At 71.5% G+C, this 26,007-nt stretch carries 22 protein-coding genes, 1 tRNA gene and 1 pseudogene; 8 read left to right on the top strand and 16 right to left on the bottom strand.

Translation table 11 applies throughout. The annotated features are described in order from the left end of the window. Nucleotides 1–23: 23 nt before the first annotated feature. Nucleotides 24–2,876: a BTAD domain-containing putative transcriptional regulator gene (locus AB0B94_RS24465; RefSeq protein WP_357284661.1), complete on the bottom strand. Its 2,853-nt coding sequence runs from the start codon at nt 2,874–2,876 to the stop codon at nt 24–26. A 50-nt stretch (nt 2,877–2,926) separates the two neighbouring features. Then, nucleotides 2,927–4,897, bottom strand: a complete 1,971-nt coding sequence (locus tag AB0B94_RS24470) for an NAD-binding protein (RefSeq protein WP_357284665.1) — start codon at nt 4,895–4,897, stop codon at nt 2,927–2,929. A gap of 95 nt (nt 4,898–4,992) precedes the next feature. Between AB0B94_RS24470 and AB0B94_RS24475 the strand changes: the two genes are divergently transcribed. The 4 genes from AB0B94_RS24475 (at nt 4,993) to AB0B94_RS24490 (ending at nt 9,060) form a co-directional block, all read left to right on the top strand. Continuing rightward, complete coding sequence (locus AB0B94_RS24475; RefSeq protein ID WP_357284669.1) at nt 4,993–5,481, top strand: MSMEG_6728 family protein; 489 nt, start codon at nt 4,993–4,995, stop codon at nt 5,479–5,481. A gap of 25 nt (nt 5,482–5,506) precedes the next feature. Beyond that, nucleotides 5,507–7,060, top strand: coding sequence for an FAD-dependent oxidoreductase (locus AB0B94_RS24480; protein ID WP_357284673.1), 1,554 nt, complete (start codon nt 5,507–5,509; stop codon nt 7,058–7,060). 67 nt (nt 7,061–7,127) lie between these two features. Further along, the gene (locus tag AB0B94_RS24485; RefSeq protein ID WP_357284676.1) at nt 7,128–8,336 is read left to right on the top strand and encodes a hypothetical protein; all 1,209 of its coding nucleotides are present in this window, start codon (nt 7,128–7,130) and stop codon (nt 8,334–8,336) included. A 280-nt stretch (nt 8,337–8,616) separates the two neighbouring features. Further along, nucleotides 8,617–9,060, top strand: coding sequence for an HNH endonuclease (locus AB0B94_RS24490; RefSeq protein WP_357284680.1), 444 nt, complete (start codon nt 8,617–8,619; stop codon nt 9,058–9,060). A gap of 70 nt (nt 9,061–9,130) precedes the next feature. On the opposite strand, the gene AB0B94_RS24495 is transcribed toward AB0B94_RS24490, so the two are convergent. The 4 genes from AB0B94_RS24495 to AB0B94_RS24510 all read right to left on the bottom strand — a co-directional run bounded on the left by AB0B94_RS24495 (nt 9,131) and on the right by AB0B94_RS24510 (nt 12,685). Continuing rightward, a complete protein-coding gene (locus AB0B94_RS24495; RefSeq protein WP_357284683.1) occupies nt 9,131–10,705 on the bottom strand; it encodes a serine/threonine-protein kinase in 1,575 nt (524 codons plus the stop codon). A gap of 78 nt (nt 10,706–10,783) precedes the next feature. After that, nucleotides 10,784–11,239: a hypothetical protein gene (locus tag AB0B94_RS24500; RefSeq protein ID WP_357284687.1), complete on the bottom strand. Its 456-nt coding sequence runs from the start codon at nt 11,237–11,239 to the stop codon at nt 10,784–10,786. Then, entirely contained in the window at nt 11,217–11,798 is a 582-nt protein-coding gene (locus AB0B94_RS24505) for a hypothetical protein (RefSeq protein WP_357284690.1), read from the bottom strand. Before AB0B94_RS24505 ends, AB0B94_RS24500 begins: the two co-directional genes overlap by 23 nt. Before the next feature lie 119 nt (nt 11,799–11,917). Further along, a complete protein-coding gene (locus tag AB0B94_RS24510; RefSeq protein WP_357284695.1) occupies nt 11,918–12,685 on the bottom strand; it encodes an enoyl-CoA hydratase/isomerase family protein in 768 nt (255 codons plus the stop codon). Between the two features lie 152 nt (nt 12,686–12,837). On the opposite strand from AB0B94_RS24510, the gene AB0B94_RS24515 reads away from it, so the two are divergent. Continuing rightward, a complete protein-coding gene (locus tag AB0B94_RS24515) occupies nt 12,838–13,386 on the top strand; it encodes a hypothetical protein (RefSeq protein ID WP_357284698.1) in 549 nt (182 codons plus the stop codon). Here AB0B94_RS24515 and AB0B94_RS24520 read toward each other — a convergent pair. The 6 genes from AB0B94_RS24520 to AB0B94_RS24545 form a co-directional block, all read right to left on the bottom strand. Continuing rightward, nucleotides 13,374–14,018: a histidine phosphatase family protein gene (locus tag AB0B94_RS24520; protein ID WP_357284701.1), complete on the bottom strand. Its 645-nt coding sequence runs from the start codon at nt 14,016–14,018 to the stop codon at nt 13,374–13,376. The two genes, AB0B94_RS24515 and AB0B94_RS24520, sit on opposite strands and share 13 nt — an antisense overlap. A gap of 127 nt (nt 14,019–14,145) precedes the next feature. Then, complete coding sequence (locus AB0B94_RS24525; protein WP_088952055.1) at nt 14,146–14,565, bottom strand: VOC family protein; 420 nt, start codon at nt 14,563–14,565, stop codon at nt 14,146–14,148. Nucleotides 14,566–14,600: 35 nt separating this feature from the next. Then, nucleotides 14,601–15,002, bottom strand: a complete 402-nt coding sequence (locus AB0B94_RS24530) for an AraC family transcriptional regulator (RefSeq protein ID WP_357284707.1) — start codon at nt 15,000–15,002, stop codon at nt 14,601–14,603. Nucleotides 15,003–15,116: 114 nt separating this feature from the next. Next, nucleotides 15,117–15,599 carry a hypothetical protein gene (locus tag AB0B94_RS24535; protein ID WP_357284710.1) on the bottom strand — a complete coding sequence of 161 codons (483 nt, stop codon included), beginning with the start codon at nt 15,597–15,599 and terminating at the stop codon, nt 15,117–15,119. Nucleotides 15,600–15,778: 179 nt separating this feature from the next. After that, the gene (locus AB0B94_RS24540) at nt 15,779–16,558 is read right to left on the bottom strand and encodes a hypothetical protein (protein WP_357284713.1); all 780 of its coding nucleotides are present in this window, start codon (nt 16,556–16,558) and stop codon (nt 15,779–15,781) included. Between the two features lie 131 nt (nt 16,559–16,689). Then, nucleotides 16,690–16,766 (bottom strand) — tRNA-Thr (locus AB0B94_RS24545). 342 nt (nt 16,767–17,108) lie between these two features. On the opposite strand from AB0B94_RS24545, the gene ugpC reads away from it, so the two are divergent. Further along, nucleotides 17,109–18,200 carry a sn-glycerol-3-phosphate ABC transporter ATP-binding protein UgpC gene (gene ugpC / locus AB0B94_RS24550; RefSeq protein WP_357284716.1) on the top strand — a complete coding sequence of 364 codons (1,092 nt, stop codon included), beginning with the start codon at nt 17,109–17,111 and terminating at the stop codon, nt 18,198–18,200. Nucleotides 18,201–18,343: 143 nt separating this feature from the next. Here ugpC and rlmB read toward each other — a convergent pair whose 3' ends face one another. Together rlmB and cysS are read right to left on the bottom strand one after the other, a co-directional pair. Further along, nucleotides 18,344–19,477 carry a 23S rRNA (guanosine(2251)-2'-O)-methyltransferase RlmB gene (rlmB, locus tag AB0B94_RS24555; RefSeq protein WP_357284719.1) on the bottom strand — a complete coding sequence of 378 codons (1,134 nt, stop codon included), beginning with the start codon at nt 19,475–19,477 and terminating at the stop codon, nt 18,344–18,346. Then, a complete protein-coding gene (gene cysS, locus AB0B94_RS24560) occupies nt 19,477–20,892 on the bottom strand; it encodes a cysteine--tRNA ligase (RefSeq protein ID WP_357284721.1) in 1,416 nt (471 codons plus the stop codon). The genes rlmB and cysS overlap by 1 nt, the downstream gene beginning before the upstream one ends. 357 nt (nt 20,893–21,249) lie before the next feature. Here cysS and AB0B94_RS24565 point away from each other — a divergent pair, with 357 nt between their 5' ends. Both AB0B94_RS24565 and AB0B94_RS24570 read left to right on the top strand, forming a co-directional pair. Continuing rightward, nucleotides 21,250–21,858, top strand: coding sequence for a helix-turn-helix domain-containing protein (locus tag AB0B94_RS24565; protein WP_357285246.1), 609 nt, complete (start codon nt 21,250–21,252; stop codon nt 21,856–21,858). 1,012 nt (nt 21,859–22,870) lie between these two features. Then, the gene (locus tag AB0B94_RS24570) at nt 22,871–23,476 is read left to right on the top strand and encodes a hypothetical protein (RefSeq protein ID WP_357284724.1); all 606 of its coding nucleotides are present in this window, start codon (nt 22,871–22,873) and stop codon (nt 23,474–23,476) included. A gap of 367 nt (nt 23,477–23,843) precedes the next feature. On the opposite strand, the gene AB0B94_RS24575 is transcribed toward AB0B94_RS24570, so the two are convergent. Together AB0B94_RS24575 and AB0B94_RS24580 are read right to left on the bottom strand one after the other, a co-directional pair. Further along, on the bottom strand, nt 23,844–25,562 hold the full coding sequence (locus AB0B94_RS24575; protein WP_357284727.1) for a S8 family serine peptidase: 1,719 nt from the start codon (nt 25,560–25,562) through the stop codon (nt 23,844–23,846). 210 nt (nt 25,563–25,772) lie between these two features. Further along, nucleotides 25,773–25,946 (bottom strand): annotated as a pseudogene (locus AB0B94_RS24580) (HAD family hydrolase); the annotation flags it as partial. Nucleotides 25,947–26,007 lie beyond the last annotated feature (61 nt).

The raw sequence follows: 26,007 nt of genomic DNA on the forward strand, positions 1-26,007 counted from the left end.
CGGTGCGGCCGGGCGCTGACGGGTCACGCACCGTCCGCTGACGGCGGCGCACCGGCCTTCTCCGCCTCGGTGATCTCCTTCAGGACGAGAATGATCTCCGCACGGGCGGCCTCGCCGACGTACCAGCCGGTGAGGCCGCCGGTCAGCGCCTCCTCGCAGAACCGCCTCGCGGCGGCCAGGTCCCCGCGCACCCGGGCCACCTGGGCGAGACCGAGCCGGGCGCTGGCCACGAACTCGGGCGCGCCGCTGCGCTGCGCGAGGAGCAGCGCACCGGCGAAGTCGTCGTGCGCCGCCGCGAGGTCACCGGCGCGCAGCCTTATCTCGCCCCGGGTACGCAGCATGTCGGCCTGGTCGACGGCCGACCCGAGCGCCTCGACCAGTCCCATGGCCTCATCCATGTGGGCACCCGCGGTCTCCGGATCGCCCTGCCAGGCGGCCAGTTCGCCGAGCGCACCGAGCGTGATCATGGTGCCCCACCGGTCCCCGGTGCTGCGGAAGCCGTCGAGCGCGGTGGCCAGCGCGGCCCAGGCCCGGTCCCACTGGCCGCTCCACATCAGCGCCGAGCCGCTGCCCATCGCGCCGAGCGCGTTGATCCACGGGTCCGGGCCGACCAGCCGTCGCAGCTCCCCCATCAGCTCGTCGACATCCGCGGCACCGCCGGACGGCGGTCCCGTCGAGATTCCCGACAGGTACAGCAGGAAGGGCTGGCGGGGCGGCCGGTCGAGGCTGCGGATCACGGACCGCTGCGTCCCGAGGGACGGCAGAGGACCGGAGCCGGCGAGCGAGGCGTTGTAGACGCAGAGGGCGAACTCCTCACCCATCCCCGGCGGCGCTTCGGTGCCGAGCAGGTCGAGGACGTCCGCGGCGAGCCGCGCCCCTTCCCCGCGCATGCCGCGCAGCCACCAGTAGAACGACAGGGCCGCGACCATTCCAGCCGCGTCGGACGCGTCACCGGCGGCGGTGGCCCGCCGCAACGCCGCGTGCAGGTTGTCCCGCTCCGCGTCGAGCCGTCGCAGCCAGTGCAGTTGCTCCGCGCAGCGGAGGTGGTCGCTGGCGGTCCAGGCGAACTTCAGGAAGTACGCGGTGTGCGCGCGCCGGAGCTGGTCGGCCTCGCCGGCCTCGGCGAGCCGCTCAGCGCAGAAGGCCCGCACCGTTTCGAGCATCCGGTACCGGCCACCGGTCATCTCCACGAACGACTTGTCGACCAGCCCGGTGAGCGCGTCGACGAACTCCGCGGTGGGCAGGCCGCAGACACGCTCGGCCGCCTCCAGCGTGGCCCCACCGGCGAAGACTGTCAGCCGTCGGGCCACTTTCCGTTCAGCGTCGTCGAGCAGATCCCAACTCCACTCCACCACTGCCCGGAGGGTGCGGTGTCGCGGCGACACGGCCCGGTTGCCCGTCGACAACAGCCGAAACCGGTCGTCGAGGCGGGCGGCCACCTCGGCGACGGACAGCGCCCGCAGGCGCGCGGCGGCCAATTCGATGGCCAGCGGCAGGCCGTCCAGGCTGCGACAGATCCGCAACACCATCTCGACGTTGACCGGCGTGACGGTGAAGTCGGGCGCGACGTCGACGGCCCGCTGGACGAAGAGGCCGACCGCCGCGTACTCGTCGGCATCCAGTGCGGACGCGCCGAGCGGTGGCACTGTGAGCCCGGACAGCGGGCACAGCGCCTCACCGGCCAGCCCCAACGGCTCCCGACTCGTGGCCAGGACGTGCAACGCCGGACATGCGCTCAGCAACCGGGCCGCCAGCCGGGCCGCGTCGACGAGGACGTGCTCACAGTTGTCGAGCACCAGCAGCAGTCGCCGCTCGGCCAGCGCCTCGACCAGCCGGTCGGTGGTCTGCCAGCCCGCCTCGGCCGGGGCGCGCAGGCCCGCGTCACGCAGTCCGAGCGCGCTCAGCACCGCCTGCGGCACGTCCGACCCGTCGGCCAGCCCGGCCAGCTCGACGAAACGGACCTCCCCGTCGACCCGGCCCGCCGCCTCGATCGCCAGGCGAGTCTTGCCCGCGCCCCCGGGGCCGGTGAGGGTGACCAGCCGCCGCTCGCCGAGCAGGTCGCCGACGCGCTTGAGCTCCTCCTCCCGCCCGACGAAGGTAGTGAGTTGACTTGGCAGCACCGCCTCGGCAGGCCCGCGTTCCGCACCGCGCAGCACCGCGAGGTGGATCGCGGCCAGCTCCGCCGACGGGTCGACGCCGAGCTGCTCGGCCAGGGTGTGCCGGGCGTCCTCGAACTCGGCCAGCGCCTCCGCCGGCCGACCCAGCGCCGCCAGGGCTCGCATGAGCTGGCCCCGCGAGCGCTCCCGTAGGGGATGGGCGACAACCAACTCGCGCAACTCCGCGATCAGCGCGCCCGGTGCGCCCAACGCCAGGTCCGCCTCGACCCGATCCTCGATGGCGGCCAGCCGTAGCTCTTCCAACCGGGCCGCCTGCGCTGGCGCGCCGGCAGCGCCGATGGCATCGGCCAGAGCGGGACCACGCCACAGCTCCAGCGCCTCGCGCAACACCGTCGCCGCCCGGGGCCAGTCGCCGTCGGCGAGCGCACGGCGTCCCGCCTCGGCGAGCCGTTCGAACCGGTACGCGTCGACATCGTCGCGATCCACGGCCAGGCGGTAACCGGCAGTGTGGAACTCGATCGGGTCGTGCCCGGTGGGCAGGGCGTTGCGCAGCCGCGACACCTGGGACTGGAGCGCGTTGGCCGCACCCCGGGGCGGGTGCTCCCCGTACAGGCCGTCGATCAGGCGGTCCGCGGAGACCACCCGGCCGGCATCGAGCAGGAGGAGCGCCAGCAGGGCGCGCAGCCGCGGACCGCCCACGGGCATTTCTCGCCCGTCGGCCAGCACGACCTGGGTCGGACCCAGGATGCGGAAACGCATGCCATGGATTGTCGCCCACCGCCGCCCGGTTCTGGCCGCACCGGGTGGCGTCAGCTCACCTCGCCGGACCCGTCATGTCGGCGGGTCAGCTCGACTTCTTCGGGTTGACCACCGTTCGTCGTCGCGGGCACTTGCCCGGCGGGCGCAGCGGGATGCGCCGCGCCAACACCGGAACCCGTCTGGCCCGGCACCGAGGCAGACGCCGCCGCTGGGGCGGGCACTCCCCCGTGGACCGACCCGGCCGGCCGAGGGACCGGAACCGGGTGGGCCGGCGGGGCGCACTGCCGGGTCAGCCAGTCCAACCCGCGCCGCCGGGCGACGACTGTCAGCCGGTCACCGGCGAAGATCACCTGCCGGGGGTCGAGGTCCTTCCACCAGATCGTCTTCGCGCCGCCCGCCGGGGTGCGGGCGATCAACCGGACCTGCCCGTCCCGGTTGACCACGTCCAGCGGTCGACCGTCCAGCTCGGAGCCGGCGGCGACAGGCACCTCGGCGACCGGCAACGCGTGCCGGTCGACAGGGATCGTGGTGATCACGGCGCGTTCGGTGAGCGCCCCGATGAAGGCCGGGGCGGCCAGGTAGGAGACCGAGCGGGACACCCCGAGCGCGAAGGTCTCCTCCACCCGTTCGGCGAAGTCACCGTCGAAGAACCGAAGCACCACGCGCAGGTCGGCGCGGAGGTCGCGGGCGGCGAGCGCCGCCTCCAGGTTGGCCACGTCGTCGGTGGACGCCACCACCAGCGCCTGGCAGTCGGCCACCGAGGCGGCGACAAGTGTCTCCGGCAACGCGGCGTCGCCGACGATCAGCGGCACCTCCAGTTGGCGGGCCAGCGCGGCGCCGCGCGGCTCCGGATCCTTGTCGATCGCCACCACCTCGACGTCGTACTCGCGTAGCTGCGCCATCACCCGGGTGCCGACATTGCCCAGGCCGATCACCACCACGTGCCCGACCCGAGCGGGTTGCAGGCGGCCGGTGTGCAGGGCCAGCCGGGCGTTGACGATGCCGTCCACCACGACGGCGGTGATCAGTGGGATCAGCGCCAACCCGGCCAGGTTGAGCACCACCTGCATGATCTGGGCGTCCGCCGCCTTTGTGGTGTCCGGGTCGGCGCCGCTGAGCGTGGTGACAAGCGTCAGGTACAGCGCTTCCAGCGGAGAGACGTCCTCGGCCCGGGAGATCAGCGCCCCCAGCACCGCGATCAGCGCCAGCACCGCCATCACCGCGATGCCGATCTTGCGGGTGGCGAAGCCGCGAACCGCCCCCAGCACCACAGCTACCGGACGACGCCGCCGACGTGCCCGGACCAACCGGCGGGCGGCGACCTCGGTGCCCGGCGGCTGACCTGTCGCCTCGGCGAGCACCAGGTCGGCGCCGGCCTGCTCGGCCGGCAGCAGCTCCACCCCCTGCGCCTCGCTCAGGTGCGCCAACGCGCACACCACGTCCTGCGGTCGGACGTCGGCCCGCCGCGCCACCCGCAGCGTCTTGTCCCGGTGCTGGAAGGAACTCGGGTCGACCTCGTTGAGCGCGGCGGCCACGAAGGCCGGCGCGGCCATCTCGGCGTCGGAGAGCACCTCGACAGGGGCCTTGAGCAGCTTGCGTACGCCGTCGGCGAGGGTGCCGTTGAACATCCGCAGCACCTGACGGACCCGCTGGTCGACGGCCTGGGCGCAGAGCGCGGCGTGCAGGTTGCCCACGTCGTCCTGGTGCAACAGGGCCAGCCCGGTCGCGCCGGCCAGCCCGGCGGCCTCGAAGGTGGCCACGTCCAGTCGGTCCGAGCGGACCACCCGGACGCCGCGCAGCCCGGCCACGTCCGGCCCGTTGCTGCGGTAACGCTCCGGCACCACGACTGTCACCCGAGCCCCACCGGCCGGCAGCTCGGATTCGAGCATCGCCCGGGCCACGTAGTAGGCGAGCGCGTCCTTGCCACAGATCACGTAGTGCGGGCGCGGATCACCGACGGACCGCAGCCGCCAGTTCCACTCGACCGCCCGTCGCGCCCGGTCCCGCCACGGCTCCGCCATGCCCGGATCGTAATCAGCACGGCCACGGTGGGCGACCCCGTCCGGATCATCCCGTGGCCAGGTATGTCCGCCCCGGCGACGGGTAGAGCAGCGACATGCAGACGTTCCTCCCGTACCCGGGCTTTCTGGCCAGCGCCCGCACGCTGGACCAGAAGCGGCTCGGCAAACAACGGGTGGAGGCCATCCAGGTGCTGCGTGGACTCACCCGACCCGGGTACGGCTGGCGCAACCACCCGGCGGTGAAGATGTGGGCCGGGTACGAGGAGGCGCTCGTCCGCTACGGGCTGGACATGTGCGCGGTCTGGACCGAGCCGGGGCGGGCCGACACCTGCGCCACCACGATGACAGTCGACCTCGCCGCCGCCTGCGGGGCCGGCGTGATCCGGACCCAGGACGAGCTGGCCCGAGCCGGTGAGCTGCCACCGTGGTTGGGCCGCGACGACCTGCACCTGAGTCACCGCTCGTCGCTGCTGCGCAAGGACCCGACGCACTACCGCCCGCTGTTCGGCGACGACGTGCCGGAGGATCTGGAGTACGTCTGGCCGGCCTCCGACCGCCCCCGCCGTTGCTTACCGAACGACTGAGCCGAAGCTGGGGCAGACTGGGCCCATGTCGCTGTCGCAAGTGGTAGGTCGACTGATCGGCGTACGGCAGCACCAGGTGGACCCGGGCGGCGGTGGCGCCGACCGCGTGCCGCGACCGACCACGGCGCTGGTGGTGGGCGGCGGCATCGCCGGGATGTCGGCGGCGGTGGTGTTGGCCGAGCGGGGTGTGGCGGTCACGGTGCTGGAGGCGGCACCCACGCTCGGTGGTCGACTGGGTGCCTGGCCGGAGGCGCTCGCCGACGGTCATCAGCAGAACGAGCACGGCTTCCACGCGTTCTTCCGGCAGTACTACAACTGGCGGTCCATCCTCCGCCGGATCGACACTGATCTGGGTTTCCTCAAGCCGATTCCTGGCTATCCGATTCTCAGCGAGCAGTGGCCGACCGAGGAGTTCGGCAGGTTGCCGCCCGCACCGCCGGCGAACCTGCTGGCTCTGCTGCTGCGCAGCCCCAGCCTGCGCCTGGCCGACCTGCGACTGATGGACCGGGACGCGGCGCTGCCGCTGCTCAGCTACGACCCGGTGCGCACCTACGCCGACCTGGACGACACCACAGCCGACGAGTTGCTGGCGTCGCTGCGACTGCCGGACCGGGCGCGGGCGATGCTGTTCGAGGTCTTCTCGCACTCGTTCTTCAACCACGAGGCGGAGATGTCGGCCGCCGAGATGGTCGCCCAGTTCCACTTCTATCTGCTCGGCAACCCGGAAGGGCTGGCCTTCGACTGCCCCGACGAGGACTACGCCACGGCGATCTGGGAGCCGCTGACCCGGCACGTGGAGAAGCACGGCGGCCGGGTCCGCACCAGCTGCGCCGCCACCGGGGTGCACAGCGATGCCGAGGGCTGGCGGGTGACGACCACCGACGGCGGCAGCCATCCGGCGGGTCACGTCGTGCTCGCCGTCGACCCGCCGGCGCTCGCCGCGCTGGTGGCGGCCTCCCCGGACCTGGCCGAGCGGGCACCGGAGCTGGCGGCCCGGATGCCGGCCTTCGGCACCCCCGGCCCGCCGTACGCTGTGGCGCGGTACTGGTGTGACGGGGACGTGGCCGCCGAGCGGGCGGTGTTCAGCGGCGTGTCCCGTCAGCCCACTCTGGATTCGGTGACGCTCTACCACCGGTTGGAGAACGAGCCGCGGCGCTGGGCGCAGCAGACCGGCGGGTCGGTCGTCGAGCTGCACGCGTACGCCTGCGAGCCCGGCGTGCCGGCCGAGGAGTTGGCCGAGCGGATGCGCCGTGAGCTGGTCGCGCTCTGGCCGGAGGCCGGCGACCTGCGGGTCCGCGAGCTGCGGGCCCGGGTGGAGGCGCAGGCGCCGGCGTTCACGCCGGGCAGCCACGCCTGGCGACCGGGGGTACGCACCGACGCGAACGGCATCTACCTGGCCGGCGACGGCATCGCCACGGACTTCCCGAGCGCGTTGATGGAACGCTCGGCCGCCACCGGCATCATCGCCGCGAACCACATCCTGCGCGCCGCGGGTGGCGCGGCCGAGCCGGTGCGCTCGATCCGACCGCGTGGGCTGCTGGCCGGTCGCACCAGGCCAAATCGACAAAACACAACATAAGCCACCGTACGCTGCCGTACGCTCGAATGATCAACCGTCGATCGGCCGGGCGGGAGGGCAGCGGGAGATGTCACCACTGCACCGCGCCGGCGCGGAGAACGGTTCGTCCCTCGACGAGATCGGCCGCGACGACGCGTACCCGCTGATCCACGACGAGCGCGCCTGCATCGTCACCGCGCTGCGGCTGGGCTGGTGGATGGCGGACGCCTACCACCACGGACAGCACGCGGAGCCCCGCGCCTTCGTCGAGGCCCGCCCGGCCGTACCGCCGGCCAAACTCTCCAACCTCACCGAGATGTCCGCCCATCGCCGGATGCGGATGTACCTCGACGGGGTGGACGTCGCCCTGGCCCAGATCGCCGACCTCACCCGGCACACCGGGCCGGTACCCGACACGTCGGCCGCCCGAGCCCTGCTCCCCGACCTGGGCCAGCCCGAACCCGCCGATCCGGTGCCGCTGCTGCTCGCCCTCGACGACCTCAACGTGGAGGTGCTGCGCTGGGCGATGGCCGCCAACCACCGGGTCGGGCTGGCCTACCGACTGGGCCGATCGGTGGCCGACACCGTCCGAGCCGGCGACGTCACGCAGTTGCTGCGGCAGTTCGGCGGCCGGCAGGTCCAGATCAGCAGGTGGTTGGACGAACTGGCCAGCGTGTTGCCGCCATACTCGGCAGCGGTGGTGCGCCGCTCGCTGGCCGCCTGGGCGAGCGCTGTCGACAGCGCCGGCCACGGGGACCCGACCGAGCCGACGCCCGCCACCCTGAGCCGGGCGCTGCGCGGCCAGGGCGACCTCTGGCGCGACGTGCTCACCGGCGGCCTGCACCCGCGCGACCTGCTCGACGAGGAGGACTACGCGGTGATCGCCAGGAATCTGATCATCCGGGACCGGCGACTGGTGGCGCAGGCGGCCCGGGGCATCTTCTGGCCGGTGCTCGTACCCCTGCTGCTGGTGCTCTTCGCTGTCGTCGGGGTGAGTGCCGCCGCTGCCGCCGGCTCACCGACCACCCGGGCAACCGTCGCCCTGGTAGGCCTCGGCGCCGGGCTGGCAGCGATCTGGCGGTCGGTCTCCGGGCCCGCCCTCGCGGTCGCCGGTGAGGTCAACCGGCCGTTGCTGGACAGCGAACTCACCGCGCGGATGGCCCTGCGGCTGAACCGTCCGCTGACCACGGCCCAGGTCTCGGTGACAGCAGCTCCCCGCACCCGCCGCCAGCGGCGTCCCGAGGAGACCGGTCGATCGAAATACGTTGCCGGTGTCTCCCGGGTCGACCTACCGTGAGCGCGCACTGTCAACCACCCCACCACCGCGGGAGCAGTTCATGACGATGTGGCACGTCAGCACCGTGCTGTCGACGCTGCCCGGTGACTGTTACCGAGCGGAAGGTCCCCGGGTGGGCCGGCCCGACTGACGCGTACCCGTACGCGCTGAGCCGCCCCGTCCGACAGCCGGACCGGGCGGCTTCGTGCTGTCCGTCCCGTCGTCGCCCTGTTCGTCGTCGCTCTCGTCGTCGCCCTGTTCGTCATCGTCTTGTTCGTCACCAGCACGGAGGGAGATCCCGGTGGACGCCGTCCTCGTCATCAACGCCGACCTCGGCCCGCTGCACCGGGTCACCGTTCAACACGCCGTCCGCATGCTCTGCCGTCGGGTGGCCGAGATTCACGAGGCCGAGCCGGACCGGGTGATCGGGGTCTTCCCGATGCCCCGGGTGGTGCGGCTGGTCCGCTTCGTGGTCACCCGGTGGAGGTTCAACGCCGGGCCGGCCTGGTCGCGCGCCGGTGTGCTGCGCCGCGACGACAGGTGCTGCGCGTACTGCGGCGGCCCGGCCTCCACCATCGACCACATCCTGCCCCGCTCGCGTGGCGGCCGGAACACCTGGCGGAACACCACCGCCGCCTGCTACGCCTGCAACCAGCGCAAGGGGGACCGGACGCCGACGGAGGCGGGCATGCCGCTGCGCCGTGAACCGGTGAACCCGGGCTGGGCGGCGCTGGCCGGGCGGTGACGGACCGGCCGGCGGGAACGGGGGGCCGCGTCCCGGGTACGTCCCGGGCGCGGCACCCGCCGGCCCCCGGTCAGGGAGCGCGTTCCTTGACCCTCGACTTCAGCTGGCCACTGGGGCACTGCACCCGGATCTCGCTGCGGTGCTCCGCGGAGGTCAGCTCGACCACTATCTGCTTAGCCGGTCCCGGGTCGTACGCCTCGACCCGGAAATCGGGCGCAAGTACCACAGTGAGCACCTCGACCGACTTTCCCACGCAGCGAGCGGTGACAGTCCCGCCGCGCGCGTCGACGGGGGCACCGGCGGCAGCCGTGGGAGTCGGCGCGGCAGTGGTCGGGATCGGGCCGGAAGTCGCTGTCGTCGGGCCAGGGAGCACCGTCCCGCGCGGACCTGTCGAAGGGCTGACCCGGGTAGCGGACGGTGTGTGAGTGGTCGGCGGCACCGCGGACGGTCCGGGATCGGCCGGCTCCTCGACGCCGGGCATCCCCACAGTGGTGGTGCCCGGGCCGCTGCCGGTCGGCGCGGCGCTCTGCCCCTGTCGACGATTGCTGAAGTCACCGAGCGAACCGGCGAGCGCCACAGCGGCGATCACCGCTCCGCCGACAGTCAGAATGGCTCGCCCCCGACGCCACGGCCCGCGCCTCACCCGCGCCGCCGGATCGGTCGGCCCGGCCCCGGCCTGCTCGGCCCCGGCCTGCTCGGTGCCGGCCTGCCCGGTGCCAGCCTGCTCGGTGCCAGCCTGCTCGGTGCCAGCCTGCCCGGCAGTTGTTACGGCACCGCTCTGCTCGGTGACGTTTGCCGCCGGGGCAGCGGCAACGGCAGCCGCCTCGGGGGCGGCCCCGCTCGCGGCGGCGAGCAAAATGCGGGCCGCGTCGGCCGCCGACGGCCGGTCGGCCGGGTCGCCGGCCAGGCACCAGTGGTAGAGCCGGTGCACCTCGGGCGGTACCCCGTCGATCGGGGGCAGCGGGTCCGGCTCGACGTGCGTGTGCGCGCGGAACATGGCGGTCTGCGCCTCGGCAGGCCACGGCAACCGGCCGGTGAGCACCCGGTACAGCAGCAGGCCGAGGGCGTAAACGTCGCTGGCCGGCAGCACCTCGCCGGCCTGCAACCGCTCCGGCGCCAGGTACGCCGGCGTGCCCAGCAGCCGCCCCTCGAAGTCGATCTCCGGCGCGCCGGCGGCTGCCGCGATGCCGAAGTCGAGCACCTTCGCGCCGGTCGGCGTGAGCATCACATTGCTCGGCTTGATGTCGCGGTGCACCAACCCCTGCTCGTGCGCGGCGGCGAGGGCAGCGGCCACCTCGGCGCACACCCGTAGACCCGCACGCGGCGGCAACGGCCCGGCCACCAACCGGTGTTCGAGGGTGTGACCGCCGAGCAACTCCATCACCACGAACGGAACCTGGACACCGTCCAGCGCCGATTCGCCGTAGTCGTAGACGCTCGTGACGTGGGGATGCGACAGCCTTGCCGCGGCCTTTGCCTCGCCTCGGATCCGCTGTGGGGCGTTGGTGTCCGAGGTGACCAGCACCTTCACCGCCACGTCCCGTTCGAGCACCTCGTCGTACGCCCGATGCACCGCCGACATGCCACCACTGCCGAGGCGCTCCAGGAGCCGATAGCGGCCCGCAAGCAACTGATCACGCTGCACGACGGACAGCCTGCCGTACCGGCCTGAAGATCGGGTACCCGGGATCGAAATCTCGCGATGAGTGGGACCGGCGTGCGGCTACCGTCCGCCCAGATCCGGGTGGTCCCGCAGGAACGCCTCGCCCCGGCGGGCGTTTCGCAGGACCGACACGCTCAGCACCGTCCAGATCAGCAGCAGCAACCCGCCGATCACCGCGAAGAACGGCGCGAACCCCAGGAATGCCTGACCGACGCTCGTCATCGCCAACCCGGCGACCAGCACTACAAACCAGCGCTGGTCGCTGAACTGTCGGGCGGTCTCCACGAGGAGGGCCGGGTCTTCGTCGGCCTCGGGCGTGCCGCGTCGAACCTGCCGCGCCAGCCGTCGACGGTGCGACCAGCTCAAGGTCAGCAACCGGGACTGTCGGGCGGCCCGGTAGCGCCCGGTGCGTACGACCCAGACGACAGCGGCACAAACGCTCGCCGGTCGCCGGTCGGGTGGTTGAGGTTGCCGAATGGTGCGGTGTGCCGCGTCAGTCGTGCGAATCCTGCCCATCCGGCGCCGGATGGGCGCAGAGGAAGACCTTGGCCAGACGGGCATCACGAAAGGAGAACGCGACGGCACCGACGCCCAGCGCCGCCAGTACGGCGAAGAGACCGGTGAACAGCGGTGTGAACTTCAGCAGTGACTGGCCAAAGCTGGTGATCACGAAACCGACCAGCATCAGCGAATACCAACGTTGGTTGATCATCATCCGCGCGGTGTCCCGGAGTAGTCCGAAGTCCGCCTCGTCCTGCGGCGCGCACCGCCTGACCTGTTGCTGCAGGCTCCGGCTGTCCGACGGGATCAGCCGCCGCAGCGACGACTCCCGGTCGGCGCGGAACCGGCCGCTGCGCACCAGCCAGACGATCGTGGCGATCGTCAGGGCGAGCCCGGCGAGTTGCAGGACGCCGCCGAGAGTGTTCGCCCAGGCCGGCGGCTCACCGTCGAGGATTCCGGTGTCGCGGCCAACCACGACCGCGCCGACGATGACGGCGGCCGCCAGAACCGACAGCAGTGCCACGAGCACCAGCCGCCGACGACTGCGGCTCTGCGGTGAAGTCACCATCTCCATGAAGGCCCCCGCCCCTGGTTGGTCCCGGGATACCCATCGATGGTCGTACGACAAACGCGATCAGCTGTCTCGCCCCCCGGGTCTCCGCGTTGTCATGGCACCCGCGGAGGCCGAGGCGCTCAGTCGTCGGTCGGTGGCCGCCAGGCGAAGCGGGGCTGTCGGCGTTCGGCGATCGCCGCCACCCCCTCCCGGGCCTCACCGGTCGTCGTCACCTTCCGGTGCCACCAGGCGATCCGCGCGGCCTCGGCGCGCTCGTCGATGATCTCCTTCGCGGCGGCGATGCTCAGCGGGGACCGCTGGGCGATCGTCGCGGTCAGTTCGTCCACCCGTCCGGCGAGCCGGTCGGCCGGCAGCAGCTCGTCGACCAGGCCGATCCGCAGGGCGCGCCCGGCGTCGATCAGCTCGGCGGTGAACAGCAGAAGCTTGGCGGCGGACGGGCCGACCAGCCGGGCCAGCCGGCGCGTCGTCGGTGCCGGATAGACCAGCCCGAGGCGGGCCGGCGGTACGCCGAAACGGGCGTCGTCGGCGGCGATCCGCAGGTCGCAGGCGACCGCGAGTTGAGCCCCGCCGCCGACGCAGGCACCCCGGATGGCCGCGATTGTCGGCTTGGCGAACCGGGCCAGCCGTTCCTCGGCGGCCACCGCGATGCTGGCGTCACCGGCGTCCAGCAACTCAGCCAGGTCACCGAGGTCGGCGCCCGCGCAGAAGGCGTCACCGGCGCCGGTCAGCACCAACGCCCGTACGTCGGGGTCGGGCTCCAGCCGGTCGAGCAGTTCGGGGAGCTGACGCCACATGGCAGCGGTCATCGCGTTGCGCCGGGCCGGGTTGCTGATGACGACTGTGGCGACCGGCCCGGTCACCTCGACCGTCAACTCCGCGTCCGACACGTCCGCTCCTTTCCCGCGCCACCTGGAGCGACGCCGCCGATCTGGCCGTCGACGCCGCGCGCCGGTGCGGCGACCATAGCGAAGACGACCGGTCGGACCCGGCGCGGGCGCGGACGGGGGAACCACCGGTTGGGTTCGCGCGTCCGACGGAGATGAGACCCGCATCGACGACAGTCGTCACGGCCGTGCTCCTGGGCGCGCTCCTGAGCGGTTGCACCAGCGTCGACCGAGCCCCCACCACCCCTACCGAGCCCTCGGCCATCACAGCTACCGGCCCGGCCGCCCCGGCCACCGGCACCGCACAGCCGACCACCGCCCCCACTGTCAGCGCCGGGGCCAGCGGTGTGGCCCCCCGAGTGGCGTTGCGAATCTCCGGCGGCTTCGCCGGGCGCGGGGACTCCATCGTCGTCGAGCCGGACGGTCAGTGGACGGTGACGGACCGGGCCGGCAGCCGCCGCAACGGCCGGCTGACCCCTGCCGATCAGGGCATCCTGGCGGGGCTGGCCGCCGATCCCCGGCTCACCACCGAGGCGCGGCAGCCGACCACAGCGACCAACTGCTCCGACGTGATGCACTACCGCCTCACCGTCGCCAGCAACGACACCGGGTACACCACCTGCCCGGCCGACGGGACCCCGCCGCCGGCCACCCAGGCGGTGGTCAAGCTGCTCCTGCGGGCCACCGGCTCCTACGTCAGATAGTCCGGGGGCAGACCGGTGGCCCGCAGCTCCGGCGGTAGGTGGGCCACGTCGTTGACGGCGAGCAGATTCGGCGGGCCGCCCGCGCTGTACCGGATGACGGTCAGCCCGGCGTTGTGCGAGTTGAAACCCAACCACCGCCACTCCGGCGCGTCGAGGGCGTGCCGCACCAGCCAGGCGATCAGGAAGCTGTGCGTCACGACCAGCTCGCGCACCGGTTCGCCGCCGGCTGGACCCTCGGCGACCGGGCCCGCGAACCGCCGCACCGCGTCCGCCGTCACTCGCGGCCCGTCGACCCGCTCGGCCGCCGAGAACTGGGTCAGAAATTCGGCGTACGCGGACGGCAGGCCAGCCGGATCCGTGTCGTGTGGAAGGTGGTCACCGGCCAGCTCCGTCTCGTACACCGGAACGTCGGGCAGCGACCTGGCGACCAGCTCGGCGGTCTGCGCGGCCCGGCGCAGCGGCCCGTGGTGGACGGCGGCGAACCGCCGGGCCCGTAGGCGTTCGCCGAGCAGGGTGGCCTGCCGTCGGCCGCGCTCCGACAGGCCGGTATCCGGTTCGCCGGCATCGGGCCCACCCGGCTGGGAGAGATCCTGCTCGGCGTGTCGGCTCAGGTACAGCAACCGGGTCACCATGACCCCCACCCCAACACACCGGGAGGTACGAGTTCGACCCGCACCTCCCGGTCCTGCGGCAGTCGGCTCAGTCGACCGGGCCGGACGCCGCCCGTACCACGGGAAACGCCGCGGCCTGGCCCGTCGCCTACGCCCGAGGGAACATCTGGCCGATGCGGATCCGGTTGCCGAACGGGTCCCGAATGCCGAAGTCGATCCCGTACGGGCGTTCGGTCGGCTCGTCGGTGATCTCGACGCCCTTGGCCACAAGATCCTCGTGCGTCTTGCGGGCGTCGTCAGTGGTCATGAAGAGGTACCCGCCGAGGGCACCCTTGGTGAGCAGCTCCCGGACCTGCTCGGCGGTGGCCGGGTCCAGCGCGGGCGGCCCCGGCTTCTCCAACAGGATCTCGCGCTCCGGGTCGCCGGGCAGGTTCACGGTGAGCCACCGCATGAAGCCGAGGTCCTGGTCGGTGTTGACCTCCATGCCGAGCTTGTTGACGTAGAAGTCAAGCGCGGCGTCCTGGTCGAGGACGTAGATCTGGGAGCGGCTGATCGCGTTCATCGTCATGCCCATGACGCTAGAGGTAGACCGTGACCTGCGGCTTATCCAAAACTGCTGGGTCGGGTCCAGGCTTTGGTGAAGCACGACGGCACGTTGGCCGGCGCGACGCGCTGACGCCGGAAATTCGAGGGCGACTCCCCGACGATCTGCCGGAACGTCCGACTGAACGTGCCCAGGCTGCCGAAGCCGACGGCGTAGCAGATGTCCGTCACGTCCCGGTCGGTCTCCACCAGCAACGACATCGCCCGCTCCACCCGGCGGCGTTGCAGGTAGCGGTGCGGGGTCTCACCGAAGGTGGCCCGGAAGGTACGGATGAAGTGCGCCTGGGAGACGTGCGCGATCCGGGCCAACGCGGGAATGTCCAGCGGCTCGGCGTACGCCCGGTCCATCGCGTCCCGGGCGCGCAGCATCGCCCGGTTCGACTCCTCCACCGCCCGACTCATCTGCCCCTGTCCCGCTCCGCGCTGCTCCGGCCCCCAGGCTAGCGCCGGGCGCTCCGTCGTCCGGTCGGGTAGCGGCTCCGCGTCGTTCCGCGCCGGACCACCGGCGGCGTCGACTTACTGGTTGGCCTCGCGCTCCGGACAGTCGGCGTACTGCCAGGTCGCGGTGAGGTCCTGACTCGTCACGATCATCCTGCCGGCGAGACAGGCGATCTCGTGCCGGCACCCCTGCTCGTGCGGCAGCACCTCGTCCAACATCACGTCCTGGAGTTGGGCCACGTCCAGCTCACGGTCAGCGGGCTCAATCGTCAGACTCCGCACGCCCCGATAGCGAATGGTCAGGTCCTCCTCGTGCTTCCAACAGTTGTGCCGCAGGTACAGCTCAAGCCATCGACTGCCGCCTGTCTCACCGGACGTCAGCCGCGCGGGCTTCAGGCTCTTGACACAGCGCGGGCCAGTGAAGTTGTAGTGGTCGGGGTCCGTTGCGAACCTGCGAGCTCCATCGGGCAACGAGTCAGCAAGCGATGACAACTGCTCGAGGTATGCCCAGGGATCCAGAAGGATGCCGTCCTTGGTTCGTTCAAGGCTGACGTATCTCATTGCCGCCCCTCCGCCAATGCTCGACCAACGCCCTCAGCGGTTCCCTACCTGGACGACCAGGGTCTGGGGCACTGGTGGCGATTGTCGTTGATCCCGGCAGTTCCCAGGTGCCCACCGACCGCGCCGCGCTGGCTCACAGCTGTGGGACACAGTGACATCGGCCCGGTACGGCTGCGCTGTTACTTGCCGTAGTAGAAGTCGGCGGCCTCACCAGCGCGTGCCGGAGCGTTGATCTTCAGGGACTTCCCGTGATCCTTCATGGTGGTGGTCAGCGTCAGTTTCGGGCCGTCGCTGGGGCTCAGCTCCACCTTGATCGAGGTGACCCAACCCTGGTCGTCGGTGGTGATCGTGAACGGCGACAGGCGTATGCCGATCGAGACGATGCTCGGAGCGCCCACTGGGAGGAACGACGTGGTGTCCTTGCCGGTGGGGTCGAAACGGCCGGTGTAGGTGTGCGGGTCGACGCGGTCCACCGAGACGATCGACGCTGTGAACGCCTTCAGGCCGGTCGGGTCGACCCAGTCGAAGCGGAGGAAGAGATCGTCGCGCTTCACCCGCTTCAGATCGACGTGCACCCAGTCCTTCTCGTCGGACGGCCGCGAGTAACTGTCGTTGCCGATCACGATCCGGTTCCCCGCCGACGGGTACTTCCCGCCGGTGACCGAGATCGTGGTCTGGAAACGGCGCTTCTTCGGATCGAAGGCACCAGTGCCGTTGACGTTCCGCCCCTCGGGCAGGTTGCCGCGCACCGCGTACCGGTGGGCGGCCCCCTGCGACCGCTGCAGTGCCGCGACCAGCTCAGCGCGGACGTCGGGCGTGGGGGACGGCACGGCGGTGGCAGTCGCGGTGGCCTGAGCCGGTTTGTCGTCGCGGCTGGGCTCAGTCGTCGGAGTGCAGCCGGCAGCGAAGAACAGACTGCCGGTCAAACCCAGCATGAGCAGAGTGGTGTTGTGTTTCATTGTGATTCCCCCGTAGACCGCCGCTTGATGGCGGGACGGAGGCACGATAGCGAACGTCGTCGACGTCCGGTCGCCCCTCGGGGTGGACCGGCAGAGACACGGCAGCGCCGCTCGGAAAGGTCTGATGTAATTGGAGCCCCCGGCCGGGATCGAACCGGCGACATCTCGCTTACAAGGCGAGTGCTCTGGCCAGCTGAGCTACAGGGGCGCGTGCGTCGAGGTCAGCATAGCGACTGACGTTCGGTAATCCCGATCCCGAGGCCTCCCGAGCACGGGAATCGTCAAGAACCCGACGCAGACTCGTTTGACCCGGCGGCGATTGATGTCTGACCGTGCCCGAGTGACCGGAATGCGTAGCCCGACTGGTGGGCTGGGCGACCCCCCGCCTTGGCAGCACGGGTAAACGCGTTTACGGTTCACTGACACGGACGACGACCCGGGCGCCCCCGCGACCGCGCCGCCGTCCGCTGAACCGGCACGGACACGTGCCGGTTGCTCCTTCACTCGGATCGTCCGGCACGTTCCTGCCGGTGAAAGGAAGCGCTTCACCATGGCTACGGTCACCTATTCCAAGGCGTCCCGGGTCTACCCGGGCCAAGAGCGTCCCGCCGTCAACGAGCTGAACCTCGAGATCGGCGACGGGGAGTTCCTCGTCCTGGTCGGCCCCTCCGGTTGCGGTAAGTCCACCAGCCTGCGAATGCTCGCCGGCCTGGAGGACGTGGACGCCGGTTCGATCTACATCGACCAGCGTGACGTCACCCACCTTCCTCCGAAGGCCCGCGACATCGCGATGGTCTTCCAGAACTACGCCCTCTACCCGCACATGACGGTGTACGAGAACATGGCGTTCGCCCTGAAGCTGCGCAAGACCTCCAAGTCGGAGATCGACCGGCGGGTCAAGGAAGCGGCCGGGCTGCTCCAGCTGGAGGAGTACCTCAGCCGTAAGCCGAAGGCGCTCTCCGGTGGTCAGCGTCAGCGTGTCGCGATGGGCCGGGCGATCGTCCGCGAGCCGCAGGTCTTCCTCATGGACGAGCCGCTGTCGAACCTCGACGCCAAGCTGCGCGTGCAGACCCGTACCCAGATCGCGTCGCTCCAGGCCAAGCTGGGCGTCACCACTGTCTACGTCACGCACGACCAGGTCGAGGCCATGACCATGGGTCACCGGGTCGCGGTGCTGCTCGACGGCGTCCTGCAGCAGGTGGACACCCCGCGGGCGCTCTACGACACCCCGGCCAACGTGTTCGTCGCCGGCTTCATGGGCTCGCCCGCCATGAACATCAAGACCGTTCCGCTGAACGAGCGGGGCGCCGAGTTCGCCGAGCTGCAGATCCCGCTGACCCGCGAGCAGGTCGAGGCGGCCCGCGCCGAGGGTGGCGACGGCAAGGTCACCGTGGGCTTCCGCCCGGAGGACTGCGAGCTGGTCAGCCCGACCGAGGGCGGCATGCCGGTCGTGGTCGAGCTGGTCGAGGACCTCGGCTCGGACGCCAACGTCTACGGCCACGCCGCGCTGGGTGGCAACTCGGAGCGCTTCGTCGTCCGCACCGACCGGCGCAACATGCCGAACATGGGTGACACCGTGTTCGTCAAGCCGGTTGCCGGTCGCAGCCACGTCTTCCACGCCGCCACCGGTGGCCGGATCTGACGTAACGCCGTACCGACAGGGGCGGTCCGCTTCGGCGGGCCGCCCCTTCGTCGTACTCGAAGGGGCTCTTCACCCCGCCTGGGCGCCTGACGACGAAGGCCCCCTCCCGCGCTCGGCGGGAGAGGGCCTTCGTTCGACGTGCGTTACAGCTCGACGGAGCGCCGACGGGCGACCTCGGCCAGGGCGACCGCCGCCGCCACGCTGGCGTTGAGCGACTCGACCTCGGAGATCATCGGGATGCTGACGGTCAGGTCGCAGGTCTCCCCGACCAGGCGGGAAAGACCGCGCCCCTCGGAACCGACCACCACCACCAGCGGACCGACAGCGGCCTCCAGGTTGTAGAGGTCGGTGTCGCCGTCGGCATCCAGGCCGACGACCATGAAGCCGGCGTCGCGGCACGCCTTCAACGACCTTGTCAGGTTGGTCACCTGCGCAACCGGCACCCGCGCGGCCGCGCCGGCACTGGTCCGCCAGGCGGTCGCGGTGATCCCGGCGGCACGACGCTCGGGTACGAAGACACCCTGCGCGCCGAACGCGGCAGCCGACCGGATCACGGCACCCAGGTTGCGCGGGTCGGTGACACCGTCCAGCGCCACCAGCAGCGGGGCCTGCTGCTCCAGGGCGGCGGCGACCATGTCCTCGAACGGCTGGTACGCGAAGGGCGGCACCTGCAAGCCGACGCCCTGGTGCAGCACCCCACCGGTCATCCGGTCCAACTCGGCGCGGCTGATCTCCAGGTTGGCGATGCCCCGGTCGGCGGCGGTCCGGATGATCTCGTTGATCCGGTCGTCCATGTCGATGCCCTGGGCCGTGTAGAGCGCCGTCGCCGGCACGTTGGCGCGCAGCGCCTCCAGCACCGGGTTACGCCCGACCAACAGCTCCGGGGTGTCCTTGGACGGGTTGGACTTGCGCCCCGGCGTGACCCGAGGGCCGGACCGGCTGGTGGGCTTGCCGCCCCGCCCGCCGGTGGCGGCACCCCGACCGACCGGTACGCCCCGACCGCCACCCCGACCCCAGGTGGTGTCCTTGCTGCCCGGCTGGCCGATCTTGGGGGCGCGCCCCTCCTCAGCCGCCGCGCGACGCTCCTTGTCCTGCTTCCAGGCGGTGCGCTGGGGCAGCTTCTCGGTGCCCGAGTAGCCCTTGTGCCACGGCCGCTCGTCAGCGGGCAGGGTGCGACCCCGCCCGGCCAACGAGTCCTTGTTCTTGCCGCCGGTGCCCTTGGGGGCGCCTGCCTTCGACGTCAGTCGCCGGCCACGGCGCTGCGAGTTGCCGGCCATCAGTCCTGCTCTCCAATAGTCCAACGGGGGCCCTGGGGGGTGTCCTCGACCACCACGCCGGCCAGCTTGAGCTGGTCACGCACGGCATCCGCGGCGGCCCAGTCCTTGCGGCCCCGCGCCTGCGCACGCTGCTCCAGGGCCAGCGCGATCAGGGAGTCCACCACGGCGCGAAGGTCGTCCGATCGGCCGCCACCGGTCCAGGCCGGGTCGAGGGGGTCGACCCCGAGAATATCCAGCATTGCCCGCACCACGGCCAGCGTGGTGCGGACGGTCACATCGTCGCCGACGCTCAGCGCGGTGTTGCCGTCCCGAATGTGCTGTTGCAGCACGGCCAGCGCGGCGGAGGTGTTGAGGTCGTCGTCCATCGCGGCGACGAAGCCGGCCGGCAGCTCACCGAGCTGCCCGGCACCGACCCGCTCGGCGGCCCGTTGCACGAAACCCTCGATCCGCCGGTACGCGGTGGCCGCGTCGCGCAGCGAATCCTCCGAGTAGTCGATCACCGAGCGGTAGTGCGCTGCGGCGTAGTAGTAACGCAGCTCCACCGGCCGCACCCCGAGCGATTCCACGTACGCCAGGCCCAGCGCGTTGCCGGCGGACTTGCCCATCTTCGCCCCGCCGATGCTCAGCAGGCCGTGATGCACCCAGTAGCGGGCGAACGGCAACCCGGCCGCCTGGGACTGGGCGATCTCGTTTTCGTGGTGCGGGAACGTCAGATCCAGGCCACCGCCGTGGATGTCGAACTCCGGGCCGAGATAGCGCCAGCACATCGCCGAGCACTCGATGTGCCAGCCCGGACGGCCCAGACCCCACGGCGAAGGCCAGTAGGCGTCCGCCGGCTCGTCCGGTTTGGCGCCCTTCCACAGCGCGAAGTCACGCGGATCCCGCTTGCCCCGGTCCGGCGCGTCCCCGGCGGACTGCATGGCGTCCGGCGACTGGTTCGACAACGACCCGTACGCCGGCCAGGACGCCACATCGAAGTAGACGTCGCCGGAGCCGTCACTCGCCGGGTAGGCGTGCCCGTCGGCGATCAACTTCGTGATCAGCTCATGCATCTCGGGGATGTGCCCGGTGGCGCGCGGCTCGTAGGTGGGCGCCAACACGTTCAACGACCGGTACGACTCGGCGAGCAGCAACTCGTTGGCGTACGCGATCGACCAGAACGGACGACCCTGCTCGCCCGCCTTGACCAGGATCTTGTCGTCGATGTCGGTCAGATTGCGAATGAAGGTGACCTCGTAGCCGGCGGCCAACAGCCAACGGCGCAGGACGTCATAGTTGACGCCGGAGCGAAGATGACCGATGTGCGGCGGGGCCTGAAGCGTGAGACCACACAGGTAGACCCCCACCTTGCCGGCTTCCCGCGGGACGAAGTCCCGCACCGATCGGGTGGCGGTGTCATACAGGCGTAGCGTCACCGTACAAGGGTAGCTGTCCGTGCCTGTCCGGGTCCGCCGGTGCCGGGTCGTACGCTGCCAGGCGTGGATGCGACCGCACGCTCCGGTGGCTCCGGTGACCCGCCAGTCAAGCCCACCGCCCCCGCCGACCCGGCCCGCAGGCGGGCTTCCGGGCCGACCGACGCAACCTTCGAGTCGACCGGCCCAGGTGAAGCGCGGGCCGAAACGGCCCCCGGCCAGGGCTCCGGCTCGACCGACGCGGCCCTCGTTCGGAATGAGGCTGGCGTGCGCTCGGCCGACGCGGCCCTCGTTCGGAATGAGGCTGGCGCGCGCTCGGCCGACGCGGTTGCGGGGCGGGGCGGGGAGACGTCGCAGACGCTGGACCGGGGGTTGCGGCTGCTGCACCTGGTCGCCGACGCCTCCGGCGGTCTGACAGTGACCGAGGCCGCGAATCAGCTCGGCATCGGCCGGGCCGCCGTCTACCGGCTGGTCAGTGCGCTGACCGGGCACGGCATGCTGCGTCGCGACGGAGACGGTCGGCTTCGCCTCGGTGCCGGGTTGCTGCACCTGGCCCGACGCGCCCAGCCGCTGCTGGCCGAGGGTGCGCTGCCCGCGCTACGCCGCCTCGCCGAGCAGGCCGGCGCGACCGCGCACCTGACCGTCGTCGAAGGTGGCGAGGGCGTCGCACTGGCAGTGGTCGAGCCGAGCTGGACGTCGTTCCACGTCGCGTACCGGGCCGGGGCACGGCATCCACTGGACCGGGGGGCGGCCGGCCGGGCGATCCTGGCCGGCCGAGCCGGGGTGGCCGAGCCGGTCAGTAGCAGCGGAGAGTTGCAGGCCGGGGCGTACGGGGTGGCCGCACCGGTGCTCGGCGTACCCGGCCTGGAGGCCAGCGTCGGCGTGGTAGCGCTCGCCCCGCTGGACGTCGACACCATCGGCCCCCAGGTGCTGGCTGCCGCCCGAGCCATCACCACCGCCCTCAGCTGACCCCGACCGCCGCACCCCACCCGACCGTCCCGCCGCGCACCACCCCACCGCCCCGCCGCACCCCATCGCCGCGGCTTGATCAACTCGGGTTCACGGAAGTCGCGGTATCCCGAGGCCGGTGGTCGCCCGACTTTCAGAAACGCGAGTGGATCACCGCCCGTCGACGGCTCGATCCCTGGCTGGTCGGCCGTTCTGACCGCTGCCATAGCACGATCGGCAGGCGGATTCGTGGTTGTCCACAGGTCCAGCGGCAACCGCGGGCGCGGTTGTCCACAGGGGTTTCGGTGGCCAGTCGGTGGTCGGCAGGCTGCTCGGCATGCCCCCACGTCCGCATCGCCCCGATGCCCTGGCCTGGCAGGTCTTCCGCGGCTCCGACGCTGTCCGGGACGGCCTGCTCACCGAACCTCAGCTGCGCAACTCCGCCTGGGTGCGGTTGCGCCACGACACCTACGCCGACTCGCGGCTGGAGCGTGATCATGCCCTCGCGTGTCGCGCCGCCCTCCTGCGCCTGCCATCCGGAGTCGTGGTCGGCGGCCCGTCGGCCGCCTACCTGCACGGCGTCAACCACGCCGCGAGCTTCACCGACGACGTGCACGTCCTCGTGCCCCGACCGTTGCGGGTCGGCCCGCAGCGCGGCCTCCGCGTGCACGTCAACGCCATCACCCCGCTCACACCGAGCGGGGCCCCGGAGCGAGCCGCGACCCCACCAACCGCACAACGACCACCAACCGCCGGACGAATGCCGAAGGCGGATGGTCCGGCGACCGCTGGCCGACCACCCGATCCCGGACCACTGCCCAACCCAGCACGATCACCGGAGCCCGGACCACAGCCGGACCCAGGACGACCGCCAAGCGGGGGGCGAGTGCCGGATACGGGGCGCACGTCGGGCGCTGGCCGTCCACGTGACGCGGCGCGACCTACGGGAGCAGTGCGCCCACCTGCCGGCCGAATGTCGCCACGGCCAGCGCCGCTGCTGTCCCGCCGGGCCACGGTCAGCGCAGGGGGGATCGTGACGGCCCGCGCGGGCGATGGGTGGGCGGCGACCGGCCCGCACAGGTCCAGCGAGCGGGATCTCCCGATCCCCCGGTCCGACCCCGGGCGGGCGGCCTGGGAAACGGCTGTCTGGCTCGACCCCGTCCGGGCGGTCGCCATCGTCGACTCGTTGCTCGGGCAGGGCCTGACCGAGCGCGACACCCTGGCCGCCATCGCTGCCCGCAATGCCGACCGGCCCGGTGGACGACGGGCGCGCTGGGTCTTCGACCTGGCCGACGGCAGAGCCGAGTCTCCGCCGGAGTCGCACCTCCGCGTGCGGTTGGTGCTGGGTGGGCTGCCACGCCCAGCCGTTCAACATCCAGTACGTTTGCCCGTCGGCGTTGTCCTGCACCCCGATCTGGCCTGGCCGCAATATCGGGTGGCGGTCGAGTACGACGGGAAGTGGCACGCCGACGCAGAACCGCTGCACCGCGACCGCCGTCGGTTGAATCAGCTGGTCGGCGCGGGTTGGCTGGTCCTGCATGTGACCAGTCGACGGCTGCACGGCGAGTTTCCCGCAGTACTCCGAGAGGTGCGCAACGCGCTGGTCAGCCGAGGGTGGCGGCGAGGTTCGGCAACATGAGCAAGATCATCCCGAGTTCCTGAAAACCGCGCCGTCCCGCATGCACCAACACCGCGCCTTCATGAAACCCGAGTCGATCATGAACGAGGTCAGCCACCGTCCCCCGCAAGAGCGACCGGGACGGCGAGCACCCGGCTCGGACGGCGAAGACCAGGGCGCGAACGGCGACGAGCACCGGGCGCGGCCAGGAACGAGCACCTGGCCCGGCCAGCGACGAGCACCCGGCCCCGACCGGCGAAGGCGAGACCACGAGCGCCAGGCCAAGGCGACGGCCACCAGCCCTGGACGGCCGCAGGGCCCGGTCGACAAGGTTGTCGACCGGGCCCCGGAGGACGGTGGCGGTTGGGCCACCGCAGTGCGGTGTGCGCTACGGGCGGGCGTTCGGCTTGAGCGGGGTCTTCACCGCCGAGTAGGCGTCGACGATCCCGTAGCCGTAGAAGCCGTTGAAGTTGACCCCGCCGGCGCAGTACGCGTCGTAGGTCTCGTCCCGGCCCTCGTTGCGGTACTGCTGCAGGCGCGGCTCCGGGCACGCGTGCTCGGCGGCCGTGCGGTAGAGGTGCTGCTCGACCTGGTCCGGCGACATCCCGAAGCCGGTCCGGCCCTGCGCCTTGCCGTACCGGCTGACGATCAGCGCGGCGACACCGGCGGCGTGCGGGGACGCCATCGAGGTGCCCTGGAGGTACGTGTAGTAGCCGCACTCACCGTTGGCCTTGCACTGCTTGAAGACCTCGTTGGCGATCCGGGGGTCGATGTTGCCATCGGCGTCCACCCGTGGGTCCGGGATCGTCGCCGAGATCGGCTCCTCCTGGAGCACCTTCAGCGGGTACGTGGAAAGGATCATGTTGGCCGGGATGCGGTGGGTGTCGGTGCCGAAACCGTCCCGGAACCAACCGCCCGGCGCGGCGACCGAGATCTGCTCAGTGCCGTAGTTCGAGAAGTCCGACTTCTTGCCGGACGGGCCAACCGACGACACGCCGATCACGTGCGGGCCCTCGGTGGGGAGGTCCCAGCAGCTCTCATTGTCGATCGGACGGTCGTACGGGTCGGCGCCGTAGTCGGGGCTCGTGACGTCGGTGCGCGGTGCACCCAGGTCCTCGTTGTTGTTGCCGAGCGCGCCGACGAGGGTCACGCCCTTGTTGTGCGCGAAGACCAGCGCCCGCTTCATCGCCTTGATGATGGCCCGCTGCTCGGCCTGATCCTCGGGGGAATCGGCCGGGTTGGCGGTGCAGTTGTAGAGCCACGGGTCGACGTAGAACGACATGTTGACCACGTCGATCCCGGACCGGCCGGCGTAGACCAGGGCGTTGACGACCGGGTCGAGGAAGAAGTAGCCGGAGTCCTGGCCACCCTTGAGCTCGACCAGCGAGACGTTCGGGGCGACGCCGGAGAGACCGAAGCCGTTGGCAGCGGCGCCGATGGTGCCGGCCACGTGGGTGCCGTGCCCGCCGTCGTCGGTGCCGACCGGGTCGAGGCAGCTCGGCACCTCGCAGGGGCCGTCCACATCGGTCAGGTCGGGCGCGAAGTTGCGTGACAGCGACCAGTTGAAGTTCGGCGCGATGTCCGGGTTGCTGGCGTCGACGCCGGTGTCCAGCACCCCGACGGTCACCCGACGGTCGCCCGGCTCGATCTTGCGGGCCTTGTCGGCCCGGATCATTTCCAGGCCCCAGAGCTTGTCATCGAGCGGATCGAGCTTGGCGCCCTTCTTGGCGGCACCGGCAGCAGCGGCACGAGCACCGGCAGCGGCCAGCAGGTGCTCCTGCTCGACCCGGTCCAACTTCGGCTTGCGGCCGATGGCCTTCTGCTCGGCGGCGCCGATCAGCGTCGGCGCGGCGGTCGCCCTGGCCGCGAAGTCGGCCCGGTCGCTGCTGACCTGGAACATGCCGACCTCATCGGACCGGGACACCACAGTGCCACCAGCTGCCCGGATCGCGGCGACGGCCGTGTCGATGGCGACGCCATCCTCGGCGACGACGGTGAAGGTCCGGGAGTTGCTCGGCGCGGCGTTGGCCGGCACACCCAACCCCGTAGCCGTAAGTGCCAGCACAGCCGCGGTCGCGACCGTACGGGCGGTGAAGCGCTTGCTCACCACATCGGATCCTCTCGTTGAGGGACGTGGCAGCCATCACACAACAACGATCCGGATTGCGCCAGTTGAGCGCCCGTTATGGCAGTGAATCCCGCCAGTTCGAGCCGCACCCCGACCGCACAGACACACACACGCCGCACAGACACAGGCCGCACAGACACACACCGCACAGACACAGGCCACGCAGAGACGTGGGCCGGCCGCCTCGATCTACTCACCTACCGCGACGGCACCCAGATTCGCCAGCGCGGCCGGGAGCTCGGCCATGCTGGAGACTTCGGCGTCGGGTGGGCAGCCGGGCGGGCGAGGCAGGCCGAGCCGGTTCAGCCACACCGATCGCAGGCCGGCCCGCCGGGGTGCCACCACGTCGTGCTCGCACGAGTCGGTGTGGTACGTCAGGAGACGGTCGGGTGAGAGCGAACAGTGGTCAGCACGACACCCACCC

The sequence above is a fragment of the Micromonospora sp. NPDC048986 genome (assembly GCF_040649335.1).
Classification (GTDB): domain Bacteria; phylum Actinomycetota; class Actinomycetes; order Mycobacteriales; family Micromonosporaceae; genus Micromonospora; species Micromonospora alfalfae.

Bases quoted from the DNA above. Each gene is read 5' to 3' on its own strand.
- AB0B94_RS24475 (WP_357284669.1), top strand. From the start codon at position 4,993: ATGCAGACGTTCCTCCCGTACCCGGGCTTTCTGGCCAGCGCCCGCACG.
- AB0B94_RS24515 (WP_357284698.1), top strand. From the start codon at position 12,838: ATGAGACCCGCATCGACGACAGTCGTCACGGCCGTGCTCCTGGGCGCG.
- AB0B94_RS24500 (WP_357284687.1), bottom strand. From the start codon at position 11,239: ATGGGCAGGATTCGCACGACTGACGCGGCACACCGCACCATTCGGCAA.
- AB0B94_RS24535 (WP_357284710.1), bottom strand. From the start codon at position 15,599: ATGAGATACGTCAGCCTTGAACGAACCAAGGACGGCATCCTTCTGGAT.
- AB0B94_RS24520 (WP_357284701.1), bottom strand. From the start codon at position 14,018: ATGGTGACCCGGTTGCTGTACCTGAGCCGACACGCCGAGCAGGATCTC.
- AB0B94_RS24480 (WP_357284673.1), top strand. From the start codon at position 5,507: ATGTCGCTGTCGCAAGTGGTAGGTCGACTGATCGGCGTACGGCAGCAC.
- ugpC (WP_357284716.1), top strand. From the start codon at position 17,109: ATGGCTACGGTCACCTATTCCAAGGCGTCCCGGGTCTACCCGGGCCAA.
- AB0B94_RS24525 (WP_088952055.1), bottom strand. From the start codon at position 14,565: ATGACGATGAACGCGATCAGCCGCTCCCAGATCTACGTCCTCGACCAG.
- AB0B94_RS24485 (WP_357284676.1), top strand. From the start codon at position 7,128: ATGTCACCACTGCACCGCGCCGGCGCGGAGAACGGTTCGTCCCTCGAC.
- AB0B94_RS24505 (WP_357284690.1), bottom strand. From the start codon at position 11,798: ATGGAGATGGTGACTTCACCGCAGAGCCGCAGTCGTCGGCGGCTGGTG.
- rlmB (WP_357284719.1), bottom strand. From the start codon at position 19,477: ATGGCCGGCAACTCGCAGCGCCGTGGCCGGCGACTGACGTCGAAGGCA.
- AB0B94_RS24530 (WP_357284707.1), bottom strand. From the start codon at position 15,002: ATGAGTCGGGCGGTGGAGGAGTCGAACCGGGCGATGCTGCGCGCCCGG.
- AB0B94_RS24470 (WP_357284665.1), bottom strand. From the start codon at position 4,897: ATGGCGGAGCCGTGGCGGGACCGGGCGCGACGGGCGGTCGAGTGGAAC.
- AB0B94_RS24540 (WP_357284713.1), bottom strand. From the start codon at position 16,558: ATGAAACACAACACCACTCTGCTCATGCTGGGTTTGACCGGCAGTCTG.
- AB0B94_RS24465 (WP_357284661.1), bottom strand. From the start codon at position 2,876: ATGCGTTTCCGCATCCTGGGTCCGACCCAGGTCGTGCTGGCCGACGGG.